Below are 21,575 nucleotides of genomic sequence, written 5' to 3'. Positions count from 1 at the left end.
CCGCGGGAAAACCGCAGCCCTGCGTGACGATACGGAGTACGACGAGACGCTACCTCTCGTCCGAATCCGAGGACTGCGCAAGAGCTTCGGACTCCACAAAGTCCTCGACGGCATCGACGTCGACGTCCCGAGGGGCACTGTGACGGTGTTGCTCGGACCGTCGGGCTCGGGTAAGTCGACGCTGCTGCGCTGCATCAACCACCTCGAGAAGCCCGACAGCGGCTTCGTCGAGGTGGGCGGTGAGATCATCGGATACCGGCCTTCGTCGGGAAAGCTGCACGAACTGTCCCATCGTGAGATCGCGCGTCAGCGTTCCACGATCGGGATGGTCTTCCAGCAGTTCAACCTCTTCGGTCATATGACGGTGCAGCAGAACGTAATCGAAGGACCGTTGGCCGCGGGCATCCCGCGCGGCGAAGCCGTCGCACGAGCCGGCGATCTGCTCGAACGTGTCGGCATGGCCGGACGCGAAAGTGCCTACCCGCGCCAGCTCTCCGGCGGTCAGCAGCAACGAGTCGCCATCGCACGAGCCTTGGCGCTCAAGCCACGCCTCATGCTGTTCGACGAACCGACAAGCGCGCTCGATCCCGAACTCGTCGGCGAGGTCCTGGCCGTGATCCGTGATCTCGCACGCAGCGGTATGACCATGGTGATTGTCACGCACGAGATCGGATTCGCCCGCGAAGTTGCCGACCAGGCGATCTTCCTCGACGGCGGGCGCATCGTCGAATCCGGTGCTCCCGCAGAGATTCTCGACGACCCGCAACACGAGCGGACAAAAGCGTTTCTCTCCGCGGTGCTGTGAGACTGCGCGAGGCCGGTTACGGCAGATGCATTTCCTCCTGCCGTAACCAGTTACCAGACAGATGAATTCAGACAAGGGGACCAGAACGATGAAGCACCGACCACGTATTCTCGCCCTGTTGGCCGCCAGTGCTGTGGTCGGGAGCATTGCGCTGAGTGGTTGTGGATCGTCGTCGGACGACACGACGAGCTCAGCCGAGGCGTCGGCCGTTCTGACACAGGACATCACCAGCAAGATCGTCAAGGACGATGCGATCAGCGCTGAACTGCCGGAGAGCGTGCGCTCAGCGGGAACCCTGACCGTCGGCACCACACAGACTCCCGGGACGTCGAGCCTGCCGCACGGCGGTGTGGTCGACGACAAGAACGTCGGACTCGATCTGGACTTGCGTGACGCGATCGGCAAGGTCCTCGGTGTCAACTGGAACGTCGAGTACGGAACGTTCGCCTCGATCATCCCCGGCGTCCAGAACGGGAAATACCAAGTAGGACAGGCGAACTTCGGAGTCACCGCCGAACGCGAGAAGGTCCTCGACTTCTCGACCTACCTCAACGACGGTCAGGGCTTCCTCGGCTCGAAACGTGTCGACCTACAGAAGGTCTCGACCATCACCGATGTGTGCGGCTACACCATCGCCACCACCCCCGGTTCGACCTTCCAGACACTGCTGAGCTCGCACGTCGATGACTGTGCCAAGATCGGCAAGAAGCCGTGGACCGTCCAGTACTTCAACGACACAGCGCCCATCTTCCTGGGTCTGGCGAACGGCAAGGTCGACCTGTTCTTCGGGCCGGTACTGAGCCTGAAGTACGACGAGAAGCACGTCGAGGGAACCAAGTTCCTCGGCCAGATCAGCTCCACACCAGTCGGATTCGTCACCGCAAAGGACTCGGGCCTGGCCAAGCCGATCTCCGATGCCGTGAACAAGCTGATCGAGACGGGGGATTACGCAAAGATCTTCGCCAAGTGGGGTGTCCCGGATACGGGCGTCGAGAAGTCGACGGTCAACCCGCCGAGCACCTTCTGATCGACGGACTGCCTCGCGGTCGCTGCGAGCGGCCTGGTCGCGGGTCGCTGTCGGTGCGCCGGTCCGTGGGAAGTAGGGGAAGTAGGGGAAGTCGGTGCTCGTCGGTCTGCGGGAAGTAGGGGAAGGGTTCTTTCCGCGACTTGCTGACCTTTCCGCGAGGAACAACTCGAGGAAAGCGAAGGAACCCACCGAAAGATTCTTTCCCCTACTTTCTGCGCCGCGGGGAGCTCCTTCCCCCACTTCCTGCCCGGCTGCAGACTCTTTCCGCTACTTCCTGCACCTCGACAGGCCTCTTCCCCGACTTCCTGCACGCCCGCGCGGCGCCCACCCCGCCGCTCCGCCGTTGACCTGCGACGACCCGGCGCGCGCCTACACTTGGTCGTATGGCGATAGTGAACCGGGGGTTCGTCGGGCGTCGCGATCGGATGGCTGATCGGCTGCCGCCCGGGCAGTACTCGACCGTCGACTTTCCTGTGCTGTCCGCCGAGCCGACGCCGGCGCTGCCCCATGACCGGTGGAGGTTGACGATCCAGTCGTCGGATCATCGTGCGCACAGTCTTGGCTGGTCTGACTTCCGCGACCTCCCACACCAGGACGTCACCACCGATATCCATTGCGTGACACGCTGGTCGAAGTTCGACACGCGGTGGCGCGGGGTGTCATTCGACGACTTGTTGTCGACGCTGCCCTGGGCGCCGGACGCTTACGTGATGGCTCACTGCTACGGCGGATACACCACCAACGTCCCGCTCGCCGACCTGACCGACGGGAAGGCGTGGCTCGCAGACACTTTCGACGGTGAACCCCTTGCGCCAGAACACGGCGGGCCGGTGCGGCTGCTCGTTCCGCACCTGTACTTCTGGAAGAGTGCCAAATGGGTTCGACGCCTGCGGTTCATGCCCAACGATGCGCCGGGCTTCTGGGAAGAGCGCGGCTACCACATCTACGGCGACCCCTGGCTAGAGCAGCGCTACTCGTGACGCCACTGCCCCTCACGCGGCTACTCGTGACACACCCGTCCGTGACACCGAAGGAGTGATGGCCGTGGACTGGCAGATCACGACGGTGGTCGGGTCGCAGATGCAAACGCCCACAGCGCGTTCACTGCGACTCGCGCTCAGCGAACCGATGAGCGCCGACGCGGGCGCGCACGTCGACATCCGACTGACGGCGGAGGATGGATACTCGACGGCCCGGCCCTACTCGCTCTCCGATGTCCGCGAGAGCCGCACCATCGAGGTGACCGTCGAGAAGGTCGACGACGGCGAGGAGTCCCCGTACCTCGTCGACGTCGTCGAGGTGGGCGAGCCGCTCGAGATCAGCGGACCGAACGGGCAGTGGTTTACGTGGGATCCGTCGCAGACGCGGCCGGTCCAACTCATCGGCGGCGGGTCGGGGATTGTGCCGCTCATGTCGATGATCCGACTCCGCGAGGTGAGCGCACCACTGACGCCATTCAACCTCGTGTACTCGCTGCGGGAGCCGAGCCGCCGCTACTTCGCCGACGAGTTGGATCAGCTGGTCGCGCACAATCGGTTGCCCGTCAACATCTTTCACACACGAGTCGCTGCGGATGGGGAGCGTCGTCGACCTGGCCGCGTGACCGCCGACGAACTCGCCGCAGCGACGTTCCAACCCGAGCGGGAGCCCATCGTCTACATCTGCGGACCCAACGGGTTCGTCGAACATTGTGCTCGAGCGATGCTCGACGCTGGGCACGACGCCGCACGGATCAGGACCGAGCGTTTCGGCTAGGTAGTGCTGACCGACAGGAGACGGCATGGCAACGAAGAACGCCTGGTAGTCCGTCCGGACGCCGACGCCAGAAACACGTGTAACTGACACCCGCGAGCGGAACTTCGCGCGCAGATGTCAGAAACACGTGCTTCTTGCAGACCGCGGGCGGGCCGGGCAGACCGCAGATCAACACACGGCCAACTCTCACGCCACCGCGAGCGCGTCGACGGGGGCGACGGCTACCGCGCGACGGCTCGGTGGCAGCGAGGCGGCGATCACGACGACGGCAGTGCCCGCGATGATCGCGACGAGTGCACCCCAGGGCAGCCCGACGGGGATGCCCGAGGTCGCCTTGCCGATGAGCGACTGGCTGCCGACGGTGCCGAAGATGACGCCGAGTACCAGGCCAGCGATCACTGCGGTTCCGCTGAGCGCCAGCGACTCGCGGACCACCATTGCGCGCACCTGCTTCGCCGTGAACCCCATGGCACGCAGCATTCCGATCTCCCGCGTGCGGCCGATCACGGTGAGCGACATCGTCGACACGAACCCGACGGCGGCGATGATCGCCGAGATCGCAATCATGGCAAGCAGGATCGCGGTGATGACCGACAGTGAGCGTTCGGTCTCGGCCATCTCGGCGGGCGGCATGTCCCAGCTGTGGATCGACTTCGTCAGCGAGCTCATCCCCGACGCGATGGTGGTCACCAGCGTGACGCCGACGAGCAGTCCGATGGTCGAGCGGGTCGTCCGTCGCGGGTCGGACACGGCGTTCTTGCGTGCCACGATCGACGGTGCGCTGGCACCGAACGCGGCACCCATCCACCGGACCAATTGCGGCACAATGCGTTGCGCGCCGATCAGCACACCCGTCGAGACCGACGCGGCACCGAGGAAGGCAACCGCGAAGCCGGTGAGATTGCCGAACTCACCGAGGTAGCACGCGAGCGCCAGCAACAACGCACCGAACACGATTGCGCCGCAAGCAACAACCGTCCGGAACGTACCGACCTTCGACCGCGCCCCGTGCGCCACCGCGGCACGAGTGAGCGTCGACCGTGTGCCCACCCGCGCAGCGATGGCCGCGATCAGGACGACAGCAATGCCGGCAGCAAAGACTCCCAGCGGTAGGAGTGGGTAGTCGCCGCTAGGCAGTTTTCCGTTGTGCAGCAGCGCTTCTCGAACGATGGTCATGACCACTGTCGCGCACACGATGCCGATCACGGCTCCGATCGCCGCGACCGTGACGACGGCCCTGGTGAGTCCAGCTCGCAACTGACGTGCGCTCGCCCCGATCAGACGTAGCAGTCTCAATTGTGCTCGACGACCCGCGATGACCGTGTCGACACCCGAACTGATCACGATCCCGGAGACGAACAGGGCAATACCGATGAAGACCGCAGCAACCACTGCAAGCGCCGCACCAGCAGAACCACCCTTCTTCTCCGAGAGCACCGACAGCATGCTCGCAGCGTCGACAAGCGTTGTCCCGTAAGCACTGGCGAGACCTGCGACGATGCCGACCGTCGACAACTCACGCAACGATCCGACGGTCAGCCGTGCCGATGTTGCCCTCATGCCGAGACCCCCTGCAAGCCGATGAGAAGCTCGGAGATCTCACGCGCGCCGAGGCCGCGGTACTCGCCGGTGATCTGGCCGTCGGCGAGCATGATCACGCGGTCGGCATACGACGCCGCGACGGGATCGTGCGTCACCATCGCGATGCCCTGCCCGTACTCGCGAACCGCGGTGGTCAACAGCGCCAACACCTCTCGGCTGGTACGTGTGTCGAGGGCGCCTGTCGGCTCGTCGGCCAGGATGATCGTCGGACGCATCGCGAGCGCGCGCACGATGGCGACACGTTGCTGTTGGCCGCCGGAGAGCTCCGCGGGCAGGTGGTCGAGGCGTTCGTCCAGGCCGAGTGACCGCACCAGGTGTGCGATCCAGTAGCGCGTCTGCGCGTCGAGTCGTGTCCCGGCAAGTACGAACGGGAGGTTGATGTTCTCCTGAGCTGTGAGCGTCGGGATGAGGTTGAACGATTGGAAGACGAAACCGATGTGTCTGCGACGCAGCACTGTTCGTGCTTCATCGTCGAGCGACCCGATGGGATTGCCGTCGACCCAGATCTCACCCGACGTGATGTCGTCGAGTCCAGCGACGACGTTCATCAGCGTCGATTTGCCCGATCCTGACGGGCCCATGATTGCCGTGAACTCTCGACGTCGCAGATCGAGCGACACGTCGCGTAGCGCATGGATCGGTTGGCTCGGGTCGCCGTAGCTTCGGAATACGTTGCGTAGCACCACAGATGCTGGTTCATTCGTCATGCAGACAACGCTAGGGAACGCGAATGCTCAAGTCGTCAGCCATGACGATGAAATCGGCTCGGTCCGCCGGACTACATCGCGTACATCTCGAGATGTATGTCGTGGCGGTCAGACCAACCCGTGGTCGTATGCGTACACGACGAGCTGCACTCTGTCGCGCAGCTCCAGCTTGGCGAGAATGCGCGAAACATGCGTTTTCACAGTGGCTTCCGAGAGTACCTCGGCGTCGGCGATCTCGGCGTTGGACAGTCCCTGTGCTGCCCGCACGAGTATCTCGCGCTCGCGTGGGGTCAGGCGGTCGTACTCGGGTCCGGGATCGCCTGCCCGCGTGCGGGTTTGCTCGAACAAGCGCCGTGTCGCCGACGCCGCTACCACCTGACTGCCGTTGGCGACGGCCCGGATCGAGGCGAGCAGGAAGTCTGGCTGCGCGTCCTTGAGGAGAAACCCACTGGCCCCTGCGGCGATGGCCGACGCCGCAGCCTCGTCGGCGTCGAACGTCGTGAGTACCAACACGCGCGGAGCGTCGTCGCCGAGTGCGCTGACGAGGTCTGCGGTCGCGGTGATGCCGTCGATGCCCGGCATGCGCACGTCCATCAACATGACGTCGGGGCGTGTGGTGCGCACGAAATCCAAGAGTGAGAGGGCCGACGACTCGTGTCCGACAACTTCCATGTCGGGCTGACTGTCGACGATCATCGCGATGCCCTGGCGGAACATGGGCTGGTCGTCGATGAGGGCGATTCGGATCACCGCGACACTCCTTTCGAGTCGACGTCGGAGGTGGCGGGCACGCGCAGTTCGACCAGCCAGGTGTCCTCGGTGGCGGTGCTGCGGGCCGTTCCGCCGACGAGCGCGGCGCGTTCAGCCATGCCGATGATGCCGCGGCCTGCGCCACCGGGGGAGAGCGGGGTGTCGGTCAACCCGTTGCGCACGGTGAGGTGGCAGCCTCCGGTCCAGTCGATCTCGACGGTGACTGGCGTGGCCAGGTCGCCGTATTTGAGTGCGTTGGTGAGTGCTTCGGTCAAGACGCGCTGCGCCATTCGTCCGACGGCAGGCTCGCTGGTCTGCTCGTCGCCGATCTCGCTCGTCTCGATCGTCATGCCCGCGGTCCGCATCCGCTCGTATAGGGTTTCGCGGTCGGCGCGGGAGGCGGCGACGGCGTCGTCGTTGTTGAGTTGGGCGAGCAGTCCGCGCACCTCGCCGAGTGATTCGCGTGCGGTGTCGGCGATGACGGTCAATGCGTTCCGTGCAACGTCGGGTGCGGTGTCGATGCTGTAGCGGGCACCCTCGGCCTGTGCGACGACGATGGTCAACGAGTGTGCGACGACGTCGTGCATGTCGCGCGCAAGACGTGTGCGTTCACGCTGTTCGTCGTAGAGGTCGAGCAGGCGTCTGCGTTCGAGCTGTGCGATGGTTTCGGCGACCTTGGCCTGCGCGACCGTACGACGCTGATACCGGATGAACCCGAACGTCCACCCGCCGATCACCACGACCGCCGCCAGGCAGAATCCGACGAACGTCGTGAACGCACGGTTGAGCAGGGACGGCTCGACTGTGTAGGCGTGCGGGAACTCCCACCCGGCGACGAGCGATCCGATGACGGCAACGGCGAGCGAACCACGTCGAACCCGACGGTCCGGATGCCCGCCGAGCGTCGCGAAGATCGGGAAGTAGGCGAGCGAGGCGAGTACGGCGATCTGGTCGGTCGCCACCTGAATCGCCGCGGATGCCAGCGTGAGCACGATCATCAGCGTCGGGGCGAGTCGTCGGACAGCGAGCGCGACGGTCACGAGCACCGCGGCAATGCCCGCGGGTGTCGACTGGTCGAAGTGCAGCCAGATCGCGATTGCACCGAAGAGCAGGGCCACGGCGACGTCGAGCATGAGGCCTCGACGGGTCAGGCCGCCGGCGTAAAGCGGGTCGCGCATGCGTCCAGAGTGTCAGATGGCGGGGTGCCGCCGGAGGCCTACCGCTTGCCGGGTGACGCAGGTGTGCCCGGGAGGCAGGTGATCGCGAAGCAGCCAGGGTTGCCCTGCAGGGGCGCGCGCAGGGGGGTCGAACCGCATCGCAGAACCGTGCAATTCGACGGCGCGTACGGCCCGAAACCCAACGCGCCCAACGCGATGTTCGGGTCGGCGAATTGGACCGGATCGAAGTCGAGGTTCATCGTCGGACGGTACGGTCCGGGGTCGGGAATCCTCGGCGTCCGGAAGGCAGCGACGAGCTTGCGGAAGAACTCGCGATACAGCTCGCTGTTGAGACTCGCGCTGAGTAGCGTTCCCGGGTCCGGCGAGACGTCGCCGAGAATTCCGTTCCAGCTCACCAACAGTCCGAGACTGGGAACGATGAAGTTGTTCTGCTGCAAGAAGCCGACCATCGCGTAGGCGTCGGAGGGCAACCCGGCGAGGGGTGCCTGCTCGATGGTCTGTCGGGAGGGAAACGACGGACCGGTGCAGGGAGAGTCGTTGACCCAGAACAGATATCCGTAGCAGCGGTTCGACGTAGATGGTGTGCGCGCCTGACGGATGTAGTCAGAACTGATGATTCGCTGGCCGCGCCAGACCCCGTCGTTGAGCATCAGCAGCCCGAGCCGTGAATAGTCCGCCGGAGGCATGAACAAGAACGCGTATCCGTAGGTGTGACCGGACCGATCGCGCGCCCAGTAATAGTCGTGTTGCTTGATTCCCAAGGGGCCGAACAGAGTTCGCTGCGCAAACTGCTGCAGATCTTCTCCGACGGCGCGACGAACGACGTAGGCCAGGAGGTCGGGTCCGTGCTGCGTGTATTCGAAGAACGTGCCCGGTTCATGTTGAACCGGCAGCGCAAGAGCCTCTTTCGCGATATCCGGGTCGACGTCGAGGCCGGCTGTCAGCGCTTCGCTGATGATCGATTGACGCAGACCCGACGTTTGCGTGAGCAGGTCGCGCACGGTGATCGCTGCATGTGAACGATCGACAGCCCCCGCGGGGAGGTACCTTTCGATCGACGCCCCGAGGTCGAGTCGCCCCTGCGTGTACGCGACACCTGCGAGCATCGAGATGACGCTCTTGGTCGAGCTGAACAGATTCCACGGAATGTTTCCGGTCACGGTGTTGAGTGGGCCGTTTCCGATCAGACAGTTGTTGCGATAGACCTCGATATGCGTCCGCATTCTCGACGCCGCGAATGAGATGGCGTCGTCGAGCTTTGCCTTGTCGATTCCGACACTCGACGGCGTGGCGGAATTGGGTGCCGCAGAGCCCTGCGGAAGGGCGCACCGGGCTTGGCTCGGCGCTGCGTCGGCGGTCGGCACAGTGGTCAGCGCGACCGGTGCCACCAGTGCGATCAGTGCTGCACACGTCAGCAGAAGTCGCCGCCGGGAAGGCGTGAAAAGCCGATGCGCCGGATGCTCGAACACTGCGCTGACCCCCTGATTGTGAGAACGACTGACGTGCAGCGTGGCACGCGACTGATCGGGTGGTGTCGGCTTCGAGAAATGGAGGGCGATGCCGTTGAGACCGTGTGCAGATCGGCCCGCGGGGTGGCCACAGTGCACACATCCGGGCGCAACAGTCGACGGTCCGTCCGAATATGTCATCGAAGTGAACGCCGGGCGGTATTTCGCCGCCACAGAACAAATGGCCTCGCGGGATCGACGTATTGCCATTAGCGTGGATCGCGCCACGTCCGAGCGCATACGGCATCGGGAGGACTGCCATGACTATCTTCGTCACCAACGCCGGGTTACAGATCCTGGCGCGTGTCACCTGGCGTCGTGCGGCCGTGTTGCTGACCACCGAAGTCGCGCGCAACGTCGAGGGCACACCGGTTGTGCGCGTCGTACATTCACCTACAGTGACGCTGCCGATTCACAAGGTGGTGGCCATCAAGCGCAACGCCTACCGACCTTATGCGGGCAAGTCGATGGATTCGTATGCCTCGACAGCGACCATTCTGCGCCGTGACCAGTGGATTTGTGCCTACTGCGACGGCCCAGCCGACACCGTCGACCACATCGTGCCGGTGTCCAAGGGCGGCAAGAGCACCTTCGGAAACCAGGTTGCGGCGTGCAAATCGTGCAACGGTTTCAAGGCCAATCGCACTCCGCGGCAGGCGGGTATGGCGATGAGGCACGCGCCGTTCGTCTACGACCCGTGGGCACAGGACCAGAAAGAGGTCTGGGAGCTGTTCACGTTGCGGCCGAAGACCGGGTAGTTGCCGTGGCGGATCACGATGAATCCGCTACGGCGCAACCACATACGTGGTGTTCCCGACGACAGCGCGAGTCTGATTCTGTGGGCTATTGATCGACGTCCACCAATACGACGTGTGCGCACCGCTGAACTTGTTGTTCGCCAACTTTTCCTGTGCGGCGGGGTTCGGACCGTCAGGCCAGTTGTCGGTGTTCGCCCACCCGTCCCAGCGTCGACTGATATCGGTCACCGTGTATCGAGTGTTGTCTGGTGCAGGCCGCAGTGTGACTCCGTCCAGTGTCTTCCCGAGGTCGCCTCCGAGACGTCGTTGCGGGTTCCCGATCAGAACAAACGAGAGGTCGGAGGCGCTCGGAGCCCCCGGCTTGCCCGCGTAAGCGCGGAGCCACTCGGATGCGATCTGGGCGCCCCGCGAGTAGCCGAAGACAATCTTCTTGCCTGGCGTATTGCGAATGGAGTCATTGAGATTGTCGCGACCCTTCAGCAAGCCCGCGTAGGTCAGGTCGTTCGACGCAGGCACGCCCACCGGTGTGCCATGAGCGGGCGCGAAGCCGCTCAGCGTCGTGTTCATCGTCGCGGCGGCGAAAGCTCCGAGGCCGATCAGTAGTGGTTCGCAGGTGAGTACCGTCGTGGTCTTGTTGTCCGCAGCGAGGGCGACGCCTGCTGACCGTTCGGGCGGGCCGGACCGTGGGGTCGAAAGGAGGATGGACGCGGCAAGCAGGGCGATCATGCAGGCTGCTGATCCTGCGAAATTTTTGTGCCGTGAGCCGAGTCTTCTGCGTCGTGAACGCAGCGGGACGTTGTCGCGATGGGCGTGGTGTGTGCGGGCGAGAGACATGGACGATTCGCCGTTCGGTAGGGGATGAATTCCCCCCTTTGACCAGGATTACCAACGACCGAGAGCATGTCGCTAGCTCGGCGAACGACCGTAAGCAAACTGTTAGCGGCGGCTAACGGAACGAACTCAAATGCGACTGTGACTCCCATCACGGACTGTGTGTACACTCGTTCACTACGAGCTACCGGAGGGAGGCTGGTGAATCTTCTCAAGTGGAGTAAGCGGCCTGCGGCCGACGTCGACGCGACGCGCCCAGAGGTCAACATCCTGCGAGGCCTGATCGCGCGAGCGACGACCCCTCTGCTACCCGACGACTATCTACATCTGATCAATCCACTGTGGAGCGCCCGTGAACTACGCGGACGCGTCGAGGACGTCGTCAAGGAGACCGCCGACAGCGCGACGGTGGTGATCCGCACGGGATGGGGCTTTCCCGAGAGCTATCAGCCAGGGCAGTACGTCGGAATCGGACTCGACGTCGACGGGTGCTGGCATTGGCGGTCGTATTCGCTGACGTCATTCGGCAGCAACGACGACAAGACGATCTCCATCACCGTCAAAGCCAATCCCGACGGCTTTCTGTCAACCCACCTCGTCGACGGTGTCGCGCCCGGCACAATCATTCGCCTCGCCGCGCCCAAGGGTGATTTCCACCTGCCGGAGCCGGTTCCCGACGCAGTCCTGTTCTTGACTGCGGGCAGTGGCATCACGCCCGTGATCGCGATGCTTCGCTCGATGAAACACCGCGAACAGACGCCCGACATCATTCACGTCCACGCCGCACCGAGCCGCGACTCGGTGATCTTCCTCGATGAGCTGGAACAACTCGACGACGAAACACCCAGCTACACACTGGATCTACGCCTCAGTTCGGAGGATGGCAGATTCGACGTCACCCAGCTCGACGCCGCGGTTCCGGATTGGCGCGAGCGCTCGTGCTGGGCGTGTGGACCCATCGAGTTCCTCGACGACATCGAGGACGTGTTCCGCGAGAACGAGCTATCGGACCAGCTGCACATCGAACGATTCGCCATCGCACGCACCGACGTCGGTGGTGAGGGCGGCACGGTGACGTTCGCGAAATCGGGTAAGTCGGCCGACGTCGACGGTGCCACCACGCTCCTTGAAGCAGGCGAGGAGTTGGGAATCCAGATGCCCTTCGGATGCAGAATGGGTATCTGCCAGACCTGCGTTGTTCCGCTCGCGGCCGGCTACGTCCGAGATCTGCGCAGTGGCGACGAACGACGTGAAGGTGACCGAATCCAGACATGTATCTCGACTGTGTCGGGTGAATGCACGCTAGACCTGTAGGGAGACTCCATGGCCATCACCGACATCGATCGGTACGCCCATCTCACAGAGGCCGACGTCGAGGCACTGGGTGCCGAACTCGACGCGATCAGACGTGACATCGAAGAATCGCGAGGCGTCGCCGACGCGAAATACATTCGACGCACCATCGCATTTCAGCGTGCGCTCGCCGCCGGGGGACGCGTAGTGCTCATGTTCAGCAACCGCAAACCCGCGTGGATTCTCGGCACCGGGATGCTCGGCGTCGCCAAGATCGTCGAGAACATGGAACTCGGCCACAATGTGATGCACGGGCAGTGGGATTGGATGAACGATCCCGAGATTCACTCGTCGTCATGGGAGTGGGACACCACCTGCCCGAGCGTGCAGTGGAAGCACTCGCACAACTTTGTGCACCACAAGTACACGAACATCGTCGGCACGGACGATGACGTGGGCTACGGCATCCTCCGTGTCACGCGAGACCAGCCGTGGGAATGGTGGAACGTCGGCAACCCGGTCTACAACTTCCTTCTCGCAACGTTTTTTGAGTGGGGCGTGGCGCTGCACCACCTCGAGACGGAGAAGTTGAGGACCGGCCAGAAGTCGTATCGCGCTGCGCTGAAAGATCTTCGGGTGATCGGGCGGAAGGTCGGGAAGCAGGCCGCCAAGGACTACCTGATCTTCCCCGCGCTCGCCGGACCCAACTGGTTCACCACGCTGACCGCTAACGCGACTGCGAACTTCATCCGCAACTACTGGTCGTACGCCGTGATCTTCTGCGGGCACTTCCCCGACGGTGCGGAGAAGTTCACGGTCGAGGAGCACGAGGAAGAAGACCAGCCCCGCTGGTACCTGCGACAGATGTTGGGATCAGCCAACTTTCGCGCAGGCCCGCTGATGCGATTCATGAGCGGCAACCTCAGCCACCAGATCGAGCACCACCTCTTCCCGGATCTGCCGAGCAATCGGTACGAGGAGATCGCGGTCCGCGTGCGCGAACTGTGCGACAAGTACGACCTGCCGTACACCACGGGCTCGTTGCAGCATCAGTACTGGTTGACGTTCCGGACTATCGCGAAGCTATCGGTGCCCAACGCCATGTTGAAGGCCAGCGCCGACGACGCGCCCGAGACGGCATCGGAGTTGCGGTTCAACATCATTGAGGGAACCAAGACACACTTCGGCGTCGACCCGGATACCGGACGTCGGCGCGGGCTGCGGTCGGCGCTGCGGGAGCTGCGGTCGTCGCGGGTGGCCGCTCGCTGAGGGTCCCCCGCTGATCGAGCTTGCCCACCGCTGATCGAGCTTGTCGAGATCACCTCCTCGCTGGGGTGGTTTCGACACGGCCGCTCGCTTCGCTCGCGGCCTGCTCAACCAGCGGGTTCGGCTGCTCGCTCTGCTCGCGGCCTGCTCAACCAGCGGTGAATGATCGAGCTGGCCACCGCTGATCGAGCTGCCCACCGCTGATCGAGCTTGTCGAGATCACCCCCGCCAGCGCAGCACCTCAAGCGCGACGCCGACGTCGAGCAGGCTCTCGTCGAGCGGACGTGGCAGAAGCTCATCGGCCCGTGCGAGGCGTCGAATCACGGTGTTGCGGTGCGTATAGAGCGCTTCTGCGGTCCGAGACGTGTTGCACTGCAGCCTGATCCAGGTTCGCACTGTGTCGAGCAGCGCTGAGTCGGCGTGTGCGAACTCGCCGAGAGTGTCGTCGACGAACGCCGCGGTGTCCTCGGCGGACGACATCAGCAGCGAGACCAGTCGGACGTCGTCGTACCTCACGAATCCGTGCGAACCGCCGAGCTGCGCGACGATCCGCTGGGTCGCGAGCGCCTGAAAGTGGCTGGTGCGGAAGCCGTCGACGCCGTCGCCTGTTCTACCGACGGCGACGTCGATCAGTGGTGATGGCGAGACACGCGCGATGTGCGCCTCATCGGTGGGCAGCCACATCCACAGCGACGCTGCGCTGGCCACGACGGTGAGCCGGCTGGCACACCCGGCCGAGGCGGCCAGCGTGTCGGCGGCAGATTCGAGTGTCGCGGCCTGTTCGGGGTGGCTGCTCCACAGGATCAACGCGGTGTGCGGTCCGAGGAGTCGGTAGCCGAGTTGGGTTTCGGCGCGATCGATGGGGATGGGTGCGCCCTCGAGAAGCAGGGCAACCGCTTCTCGACGCTGCGCGTGTGTGCCGCGGGTGAGCTCGCGTCGTTCGCTGCGCATCCTGTTGCTCGTCGCCTCGACGGTGTCGTCGATGTAGGTCGAGATGGAGATGAGCGTGATGTCGAGGAGTTCGCGCAGTTGTTGGGGGTCGTCGGTGAGGCTGAAGCAGACCTGCATCCACAGACGCCAAGCGACGCTTTGCGCGGTGCGGAAGGCGTCGAGTGCTGATTCATCGAGGCCGCGCCGGACGAGGTCGCGAGCGGTGGCGAGGATGTCGGGGCTGATCTCGGCGGGTACGCGTTCGCCGGGATGGACTACGTTGCTCCTCGCCCAACGCATGGTGTTCGCGAGGTTGGTGCGGCGAGTTCCCTCGGCGAGCACAGGGTCGTCGGCGATGGCCTTCATACGGATACCACCCAGTGAAGCGTCGTGGATGGCTTCGATCCATTCCTCGGGCGGGTCCAGGATGAGTTCGGCGCCGCGTCGGATCAGGCTTTTGATCTCGGGGGATACGTACGGCCACTCATCGGACATTCGAACAGTATGCACCTTGCGCGACGTTCATCGTGGGCACTTGGCACCTGGTGCGACGGCTAAGTGTGACGCACTCTGGAATGTAACAACGTATGGTGTCATATTTGCCGTGCGGGAAATCGAGCCAGATCTAAGGAGGCACAGGTGCCCACAACAGCCACACCTGTCGAAACGTTGGACGTTCTGATCGTCGGGGCGGGTGTCTCCGGTATCGGAGCGGCCCACTACGTGACCAAGGAGATGCCGCAGAAGAGCTTCGCGCTTCTCGAGGGTCGCGAGTCGATTGGTGGCACCTGGGATCTGTTCCGCTATCCGGGCATCCGGTCTGACAGTGACCTGCATACGTTTGGATTCGAGTTCAAGCCGTGGGTGGACAAGCAGTCGATCGCCGATGCCGACCGCATCATGCAGTACCTTCGCGAAGCCGTCGACGAGGACAAGATCAACGAGCACCTGCGATTGCAACACAAGGTGACCGCGTTGAACTGGTCGTCGAGCGAGCAGTTGTGGACGGCAGAGATCGACCGCCTCGACACCGGTGAGCACATTCAACTGAAGGCGAGTTGGGTGTACTGCGGGTCGGGCTACTACAACTACGACGAGGGGTTCACGCCTCACTTCGAGGGTCGCGAGCGGTTCACGGGGCAGGTCGTGCATCCGCAGCACTGGCCCGGGGATCTCGACTACAAGGGCAAGAAGGTTGTCGTAATCGGAAGTGGTGCAACGGCTGTCACGCTGCTCCCCGCGATGGCGAACGAGACCGAGCACATCACGATGCTCCAGCGCACACCGACCTACATCCTCCCGCTGCCCAAGCACGACCCTTTTGCCAACGTGGCACGACGCATCCTCGGCGACGAGCGCGGCTACGCCGTGGCGCGGTGGAAGAACATTCTGCAGCAGCGCGTGTTGTACGAAGCGGCACAACGTTTTCCGAAGACGTCGCGCAAGGTGATCCGCAAGGTCAACCAGGTTCTGCTGCCCGATGGGTACGACGTAGACACGCACTTCAATCCGCCGTACAACCCGTGGGATCAACGGTTGTGTGCGGTCCCGGATGCCGACCTGTTCAAGACGATTCGCTCGGGTAAGGCGTCGGTGGTGACCGACCGAATCAAGACGTTCACCGAGAAGGGGCTCCTGCTCGAGAGCGGGACCGAACTCGAAGCCGACATCGTCGTCACCGCAACGGGTTTGAACGTACGACTGTTCGGCGGGATGGATCTATCGCTCGACGGCGAGCCCGTGGTGCTGCGTGACCACGTCATCTACCGCGGCATGATGTTGAGTGGTGTTCCGAATCTCGCACTCGCCGTTGGATATACGAACTCGTCGTGGACGTTGAAGATCGGTCTGATCGGCGAGTACTGGTGCAGGCTCATGGCGTACATGGATGCGCGCGGGTACCGCGAGGTGGCGCCTGTGGTGGATCCGAACATGGAGACCCGACCCGCGCTGGACTTCGGAGCTGGCTACATCAAGCGCGTCGAGGACCAACTGCCGCGCCAGGGTGCTGAGGAGCCGTGGAAGATGTCGATGAGCTTCTACAAGGACCGCAAGGCTCTGGGCGCTGACGTAGCGGACTTCGAGAACCTGCGGTTTACGAGGGCGGCTTCGCCGGCCGACGTCGGCTCGCCGGAGGGCTTCGAACGCGTGGAGTCTGCCGTCGGCTGACGAATCTTCTTATGGCGCAGGCGCGGGAGTCCGAGGGGGCTCTCGCGCCTTTGCTGTGTGGGGCTCTGTCTACTCGGGCATTTGGTCGATCGTGGCGCGGGTGAAAGCTATTGCCTTGTCGCAGATCTGAGGCAGGGCTACTCCGGCGTCGTACACGGCAGCCGAGGTGATCACGAGGGCGTCTGCCGATTCGACGAAGGTATCGCACGCTGGCGAGGTGGGATCGCTAGCAACAGCAACCGTGCGACCGGATATCGAGATATCCGATTGCCAATTCTTTGTTGCACTTTGCTGTGCTTTATAAATCTCCAACCTCGGTTGATTTCCAACGAACTGATCGATCGTGGACCGTGAGGAGCTTTGTGCGCGCCACCCGCATCCACGTGCAGTCTGAAAGTCGGCCGACGCTGCGTCTTGCACACTGGTGGGATCTAGATCTAGAGCCCTGAGCAGGGCCGTTGATGCAGCGGTACATGGTTCGTATGGAGTTCCAACGTTGCCAGAGTTCCAGCGGTTTGGAAATGTCGTCCGAAACGGAAGCGGCTGGCCCTCGTCGTCCGTCTGTCGTATCCCTTGTTGAGCGCCACTGTCAACAACCCGGCTCTCCACGGAAGGGGATGCGGGCTCTGCGGAACCTGAGGTGGTGATCCCACAACCCGCCAGCATAAGAGCGAGCGGCAATGTGGCGACGGCCGCCGCTCGGATGAGTTGCATAGAGACTGCTAGGCCTTCAGTTCATCCGCAGATGAGAGTCGGCCGCACCGAGTTCCTCACTGGTAGCAGTGCAACGCGTGGCTAGACTCTCAAGCGATTGCCGCTGTGCTTCTAAGTTGCATTTCCGCGCGGTTAGTTCATTTGCTAGACGGCTTATCACGTCGCTCCATAGGTCGCCAAGTTCAATCAAGGATTTTAGGAAATTTAGCAACATTATTGCCTTCTGTTAGCTCCTCGCTCTCCGCAGGCCGCCAGTGCAGAGTCCCCCCATCTACTACCTTGGCATCTGATCGATCGTCGCGCGTGTGAAAGCGATCGCCTTGTCGCAGATCTCGTCAATCGGTGGGGCCGACGCCGGGAAATATGCGGAGGTAATCACGATCGCGCTGCCTGATGCGACGAAGGTTTCACACGTTTTGCCGCCAGGTGCGCCACCGATCGCAACACGGCGTCCGCCCAATGAGGTCTCGCCTTGCCAACGTACGCTCACTGAATACTGCTCCTTGTAGGCATCCAGTCCATCGGCATTCCCGACTGTCTGGCTTAGCGTCGCGTACTCGTGCTCCTTGTACTTCCACACGCACCCTCGTGCGGTCTGGAAGTCGGCGGCTGCCGCGTCTTCCGCGCTCGACACGTCAAGTCCGCTGTCTTTTAGGGCTTCTGGTGATGCTCCGTTGCACGGCTCATACGCTGTGCCGTCATTTCCCGAGTTCCAGCGGCGTGGAAACGTTGTTGTGAATGGCAGTTTCACGCCGTTGTCATCTGTCTGCCGGATGCCAGGAGGAGTGGACGGCATCGATCTGACCACATCCCCGGTCGGCGCAGGCTGTGCAGTGCCTTCTGTTACACAGCCTGACAGCAGCAAGACTCCGGCGAGTACCGCCAATGCATGGGGTGTCGTCGCTCGCTGCAGGTTCAAGCTTTAAGCTCACGGGAGCTTGACAGGTCTGCCTCGGCGAGGCCTTCTCCCGCGCTCTTGCATTCTCGTGCGAGAACGCTCAACGAATCGACATTCTCGGTAAGTGTCGAGTGCGCAGAGGTGACCAGAGCGACAAGTCGGTTGAAGACCTCTATTCCCTCCACAAGATCGCCAAAATAGTTGCTCGTGCCGACTTTCCGCAGGTGACGGGCCGCCGCCTCCAACCCCGCCACACCCTCGGCGGCGACCTTGGCGCGCCGCTCCCAGTCGATGGTGTTGAACCGGACCGTGCCGCCGTCGTCTTTGGTGTTGCCGGGTGGTTGGACGTACGCCATCGAGCTGCGTTCCGTGCCGCCGAGGTTTGCGATGCCGTCCTCGGACTGTAGGTTCACAACTCCACCGGGCATGGTGAAGAAGTCAGTCATGTCCTTACCCCCCTCGCAGCAGACTGTCGCGCAAGCGCCAAGACAGTTAACCATGACAGTGGGTGGTTTGGGTGTCGGATTTGCCAGGGTGTGGATGATCAGTCGCGGCATCCTGCGACGAGGTCCGATGGCAGTCTTTGGCCGGCTGCAAAGAGAATCCCCTTCGGAAGCGCGTTGCCTCCGAAGGGGATCTCTTCGTGTGCTGGGAGTCAGCTCGTGGGAACTTCCTCGGTCGTGGTTGTCGTTGTAGTCGTCTCTTCGGGAGTTGTCGTCTCGATCGTGGTTTCCGACGTCGTCGTCTCCGGAGTGGTTGTCTCCGTTGTTGTTTCCGGAGTCGTCGTCTCGATCGTCGTTGTCGTGGTGGTGGTGGTGGTCGACGTCTCGACTGTCCGCCATGTCGCCGTTTCGACGTCAACCGAAACCGATGACGATGAGTTCTCGGTCAGACCGAGCTTCCAGACCTGCGTCGTCGAATCGGTCGATGACGTGACCGACGACTTCTCCAGCGACGACGAGGACACCGTTCGTGCGACGTTGTCGCTGCAGGTGAGGTCGATCGTGCCGGTCGACGCCGAGCTCGGTGCCTGGCAGCTCACGCTGCGATCGTCGACGCGGAAGGTGAAGTTGCCGATGGCATCTCCCGTTCCGGAGAACTGAGTCGGAACGGGTGCGGCGCTGCTCGAAGAACTGGCACTCGACGATTCAGACGCTGTCGACTCTGCCGCGGATGCGCCAGGAGTCTCCGACGCTGCAGCGTTCTGCTGTTGTGCGGATGCGGCTGACGAGTCGGGTGCACCTTCTGGCACACCGCCATTCGACTGTGCACGCTCGGCGACCTCGGCTGCGGCCTCGGTGCTGCCGGCGCGCGCCAGCCCGTTCTCCGCAGCGGCCTCGTCGGACTTCGCGACGAACGGAGTGTTCAACGCAGCAGGAGTCGGCAACGTACTCGCAAGCGGCGGAAGTCCGCTCACGTCGATGATTCCGCCGACCGGGCGTTCGAACTGCTGTCCATTCGCCAGGTTGAGCAGCGTGAGCACTACCGAAGCAGGGGTTGCGGTGTTCTGGGGCGCCTGATTGATCACGGTCGTGGTGTTGTTGACGACGGTGACGTTCTGAGTGTTGTAGGCGATCCGGGTCACCTCATGCGAGTGGTAGTCGTGCCACGGGTGTCCGCTGAGGCGATAGCCGCCGAGAGGCGTCGACGCCGGCGGTGCGAGCGGATTACCGCACGCGCACCGCACACGCGGGACGCCCGCGCCGTCGACGAGAACCGCTGTGCCGGACTGCAACACCGACTGGTATGCGTAGGCACTGCCACCCTGGTACGAGTGATTGGTCACCCAGGTGTCGGCGGTCAGCACCACCGGAGTGAGGGTGTTGAGGTAGTAGGGGATCGCGGCGGTGTCGATGCCGAAGACGCTTGCCCACGCGCCGGCTTGGCTCGGGTTATTGGATAGGTAGTTGCCGAGAGCTGCTGTGTCACAGGTCGAATCGCCGCCTGCGTACAGGCCGGGCTGAGTGCCGGAGACTACGCGGGCGCCGTTATCTGCGGCACCCGCCTGCCGCGCGAGCTTGAGATTGCTCGGCAGTTCCTTGTTGGTCAGTGCGACGTTGGGGCCGAACGGATCTGGGCCCGCTTCACCGGAGGTCAGGAGACTGAGTCCGGGTATCCGAATACCACCGTCCTTGCCTCGCAACACAAGAACGAGAACTGTCGCCAGAACCAGCGCGAACACCACAACGATCGCGACCAGTGCGATGGTCCGATTGCGTCGCTTCTGTTGGTCTCGCATCTGCTGGTACGGGCCGGTGGGCGGCATCGCCGGAGCGCCGAAGGTGCCGGAAGGGGGATATGCCAATGGATACTCTCCTGGTGTGCAGACGTGTAAGCGCGCATCACCGGTTCCCGCGACCGATGTCAGACAGGCACCAGTATCGAAATGTCTGATTCACAGAGCAACCATTTGATCGTGAATTCACCCGTTCGGACCAAGAACTCGCATGTTCGGACTACATCGACCGGACCACGTGATTGCGGGAGAACGTCGAACTCGACAGTGACGCTGCGTGCCTCGTAAACGGGTGGCGCCGAGGGCGATCGTCGCGAACGATGGTCGGTATGTCTACAGCCCCTGACGCCCAGCCCGACGTGCTGACCGCCTTGACCCGTAAACCCGATCGTCAAGGCGATCGCGCATTGCTCGACGACATCCTCGACACAGCGCAGGTCGGAACGCTCTCGACAGTGGTCGACGGTTGGCCGTGGTCTGTGCCGATGCTGTTCGCGCGTGTCGGCGACGACATCATCCTGCACGGATCCACCGGTGCAGGCGCACTACGACAGGTGGCGTCGGGCGCTCCGGTCGCGTTTAGTGTCTTTCTGCTCGACGGAATCGTGGTGGCCGAGACTCTGTTTGATCATTCCGCCAACTACCGGTCAGCAGTGGTACGTGGTGTGGCACGAGATGCCGAACTTCCGGCAGAAGTGTTGGATGCACTGAGCGACAAACTGATTCCCGGTCGTGTTGCTGAAACACCCACGACGACACGCAAAGAACTCGCCGCGACAACCGCGCTGCGACTGCCGATCGTCGACGGCGAGTGGATCGCGAAGGCGCGGACTGGCGGACCCGGCGCCGACACCGACGCGTGGACCGGCGTGGTACCCGTGCGCACGGTGTTCGACGACCCGATCACCTACACCGGCGATCCCGCCGCGGTCCCGGCTTCGGTGCGCGCACTGGTGGGGTGAGGGACCGGCGGGCGGGGTGGTCTCGACTCGGGTGGTCTCGACTCGGGTGCTCGCTGCGCTCGCGCCCGCTCGACCAGCGGAAAAGGTGCCATCCCGACCACCGGGGAAGGCGGCCGCTCGACCAGCGGAATGGAGCCCGGTCTCGGCGCGGGTGGTCTCGACTCGGGTGCTCGCTGCGCTCGCGCC

Annotated in this window: 20 protein-coding genes; 9 read left to right on the top strand and 11 right to left on the bottom strand. The window is 63.4% G+C overall.

Translation table 11 applies throughout. The features are described from left to right. Positions 1-19: 19 nt before the first annotated feature. From ABW18_RS11440 to ABW18_RS11425, 4 genes are all read left to right on the top strand, one after another. Entirely contained in the window at positions 20-805 is a 786-nt protein-coding gene (locus ABW18_RS11440; protein ID WP_049699428.1) for an amino acid ABC transporter ATP-binding protein, read from the top strand. 88 nt (positions 806-893) lie between these two features. Continuing rightward, entirely contained in the window at positions 894-1,832 is a 939-nt protein-coding gene (locus ABW18_RS11435) for a transporter substrate-binding domain-containing protein (protein ID WP_049699427.1), read from the top strand. Positions 1,833-2,215: 383 nt separating this feature from the next. Beyond that, positions 2,216-2,812 (top strand): sulfite oxidase-like oxidoreductase, encoded by a 597-nt coding sequence (locus tag ABW18_RS11430; RefSeq protein WP_049699118.1) that lies wholly within the window; start codon positions 2,216-2,218, stop codon positions 2,810-2,812. Between the two features lie 58 nt (positions 2,813-2,870). After that, complete coding sequence (locus ABW18_RS11425; protein WP_049699117.1) at positions 2,871-3,587, top strand: FAD-binding oxidoreductase; 717 nt, start codon at positions 2,871-2,873, stop codon at positions 3,585-3,587. A 186-nt stretch (positions 3,588-3,773) separates the two neighbouring features. Here the strand turns inward: ABW18_RS11425 and ABW18_RS11420 are convergent, their stop codons facing one another. The 5 genes from ABW18_RS11420 to ABW18_RS11400 all read right to left on the bottom strand — a co-directional run bounded on the left by ABW18_RS11420 (position 3,774) and on the right by ABW18_RS11400 (position 9,293). Then, complete coding sequence (locus tag ABW18_RS11420; protein ID WP_049699116.1) at positions 3,774-5,147, bottom strand: ABC transporter permease; 1,374 nt, start codon at positions 5,145-5,147, stop codon at positions 3,774-3,776. Further along, entirely contained in the window at positions 5,144-5,896 is a 753-nt protein-coding gene (locus tag ABW18_RS11415) for an ABC transporter ATP-binding protein (protein WP_049699115.1), read from the bottom strand. Before ABW18_RS11415 ends, ABW18_RS11420 begins: the two co-directional genes overlap by 4 nt. Before the next feature lie 108 nt (positions 5,897-6,004). Beyond that, entirely contained in the window at positions 6,005-6,646 is a 642-nt protein-coding gene (locus ABW18_RS11410) for a response regulator transcription factor (RefSeq protein ID WP_049699114.1), read from the bottom strand. Beyond that, a complete protein-coding gene (locus ABW18_RS11405) occupies positions 6,643-7,824 on the bottom strand; it encodes a sensor histidine kinase (RefSeq protein WP_049699113.1) in 1,182 nt (393 codons plus the stop codon). The genes ABW18_RS11410 and ABW18_RS11405 overlap by 4 nt, the downstream gene beginning before the upstream one ends. 38 nt (positions 7,825-7,862) lie before the next feature. Beyond that, positions 7,863-9,293: a serine hydrolase domain-containing protein gene (locus ABW18_RS11400; RefSeq protein WP_235434355.1), complete on the bottom strand. Its 1,431-nt coding sequence runs from the start codon at positions 9,291-9,293 to the stop codon at positions 7,863-7,865. Between the two features lie 299 nt (positions 9,294-9,592). Here ABW18_RS11400 and ABW18_RS11395 point away from each other — a divergent pair, with 299 nt between their 5' ends. Then, positions 9,593-10,090, top strand: a complete 498-nt coding sequence (locus ABW18_RS11395; RefSeq protein ID WP_005206366.1) for an HNH endonuclease — start codon at positions 9,593-9,595, stop codon at positions 10,088-10,090. 27 nt (positions 10,091-10,117) lie between these two features. On the opposite strand, the gene ABW18_RS11390 is transcribed toward ABW18_RS11395, so the two are convergent. After that, on the bottom strand, positions 10,118-10,816 hold the full coding sequence (locus tag ABW18_RS11390; protein WP_053117451.1) for a PE-PPE domain-containing protein: 699 nt from the start codon (positions 10,814-10,816) through the stop codon (positions 10,118-10,120). A gap of 306 nt (positions 10,817-11,122) precedes the next feature. Between ABW18_RS11390 and ABW18_RS11385 the strand changes: the two genes are divergently transcribed. After that, entirely contained in the window at positions 11,123-12,235 is a 1,113-nt protein-coding gene (locus tag ABW18_RS11385) for a ferredoxin reductase (RefSeq protein WP_049699112.1), read from the top strand. Between the two features lie 9 nt (positions 12,236-12,244). Then, positions 12,245-13,483: a fatty acid desaturase family protein gene (locus tag ABW18_RS11380; RefSeq protein ID WP_049699111.1), complete on the top strand. Its 1,239-nt coding sequence runs from the start codon at positions 12,245-12,247 to the stop codon at positions 13,481-13,483. A 216-nt stretch (positions 13,484-13,699) separates the two neighbouring features. Here ABW18_RS11380 and ABW18_RS11375 read toward each other — a convergent pair whose 3' ends face one another. Further along, a complete protein-coding gene (locus tag ABW18_RS11375) occupies positions 13,700-14,905 on the bottom strand; it encodes a PucR family transcriptional regulator (protein ID WP_200903254.1) in 1,206 nt (401 codons plus the stop codon). Between the two features lie 144 nt (positions 14,906-15,049). On the opposite strand from ABW18_RS11375, the gene ABW18_RS11370 reads away from it, so the two are divergent. Then, positions 15,050-16,579: a flavin-containing monooxygenase gene (locus ABW18_RS11370; RefSeq protein WP_049699109.1), complete on the top strand. Its 1,530-nt coding sequence runs from the start codon at positions 15,050-15,052 to the stop codon at positions 16,577-16,579. A 69-nt stretch (positions 16,580-16,648) separates the two neighbouring features. Here the strand turns inward: ABW18_RS11370 and ABW18_RS23485 are convergent, their stop codons facing one another. The 4 genes from ABW18_RS23485 to ABW18_RS22900 all read right to left on the bottom strand — a co-directional run bounded on the left by ABW18_RS23485 (position 16,649) and on the right by ABW18_RS22900 (position 20,496). Continuing rightward, positions 16,649-17,245, bottom strand: coding sequence for a DUF3558 family protein (locus tag ABW18_RS23485; RefSeq protein ID WP_420841304.1), 597 nt, complete (start codon positions 17,243-17,245; stop codon positions 16,649-16,651). 322 nt (positions 17,246-17,567) lie between these two features. Next, positions 17,568-18,158, bottom strand: a complete 591-nt coding sequence (locus tag ABW18_RS22405; RefSeq protein ID WP_268760673.1) for a DUF3558 family protein — start codon at positions 18,156-18,158, stop codon at positions 17,568-17,570. Between the two features lie 50 nt (positions 18,159-18,208). Beyond that, positions 18,209-18,637 carry a hypothetical protein gene (locus ABW18_RS11360; RefSeq protein ID WP_049699107.1) on the bottom strand — a complete coding sequence of 143 codons (429 nt, stop codon included), beginning with the start codon at positions 18,635-18,637 and terminating at the stop codon, positions 18,209-18,211. Between the two features lie 209 nt (positions 18,638-18,846). After that, the gene (locus ABW18_RS22900) at positions 18,847-20,496 is read right to left on the bottom strand and encodes a DUF6777 domain-containing protein (protein ID WP_053117448.1); all 1,650 of its coding nucleotides are present in this window, start codon (positions 20,494-20,496) and stop codon (positions 18,847-18,849) included. A gap of 260 nt (positions 20,497-20,756) precedes the next feature. Here ABW18_RS22900 and ABW18_RS11350 point away from each other — a divergent pair, with 260 nt between their 5' ends. Further along, positions 20,757-21,389: a pyridoxamine 5'-phosphate oxidase family protein gene (locus tag ABW18_RS11350; protein ID WP_049699424.1), complete on the top strand. Its 633-nt coding sequence runs from the start codon at positions 20,757-20,759 to the stop codon at positions 21,387-21,389. The last annotated feature ends 186 nt before the right edge of the window (positions 21,390-21,575 follow it).

The sequence above is a fragment of the Gordonia jacobaea genome, assembly GCF_001186365.1.
In the GTDB taxonomy this organism is placed as follows: domain Bacteria; phylum Actinomycetota; class Actinomycetes; order Mycobacteriales; family Mycobacteriaceae; genus Gordonia; species Gordonia jacobaea.
Note: the sequence above shows the minus strand (reverse complement) of the source record. Positions and strands in the feature narration are given on the sequence as shown.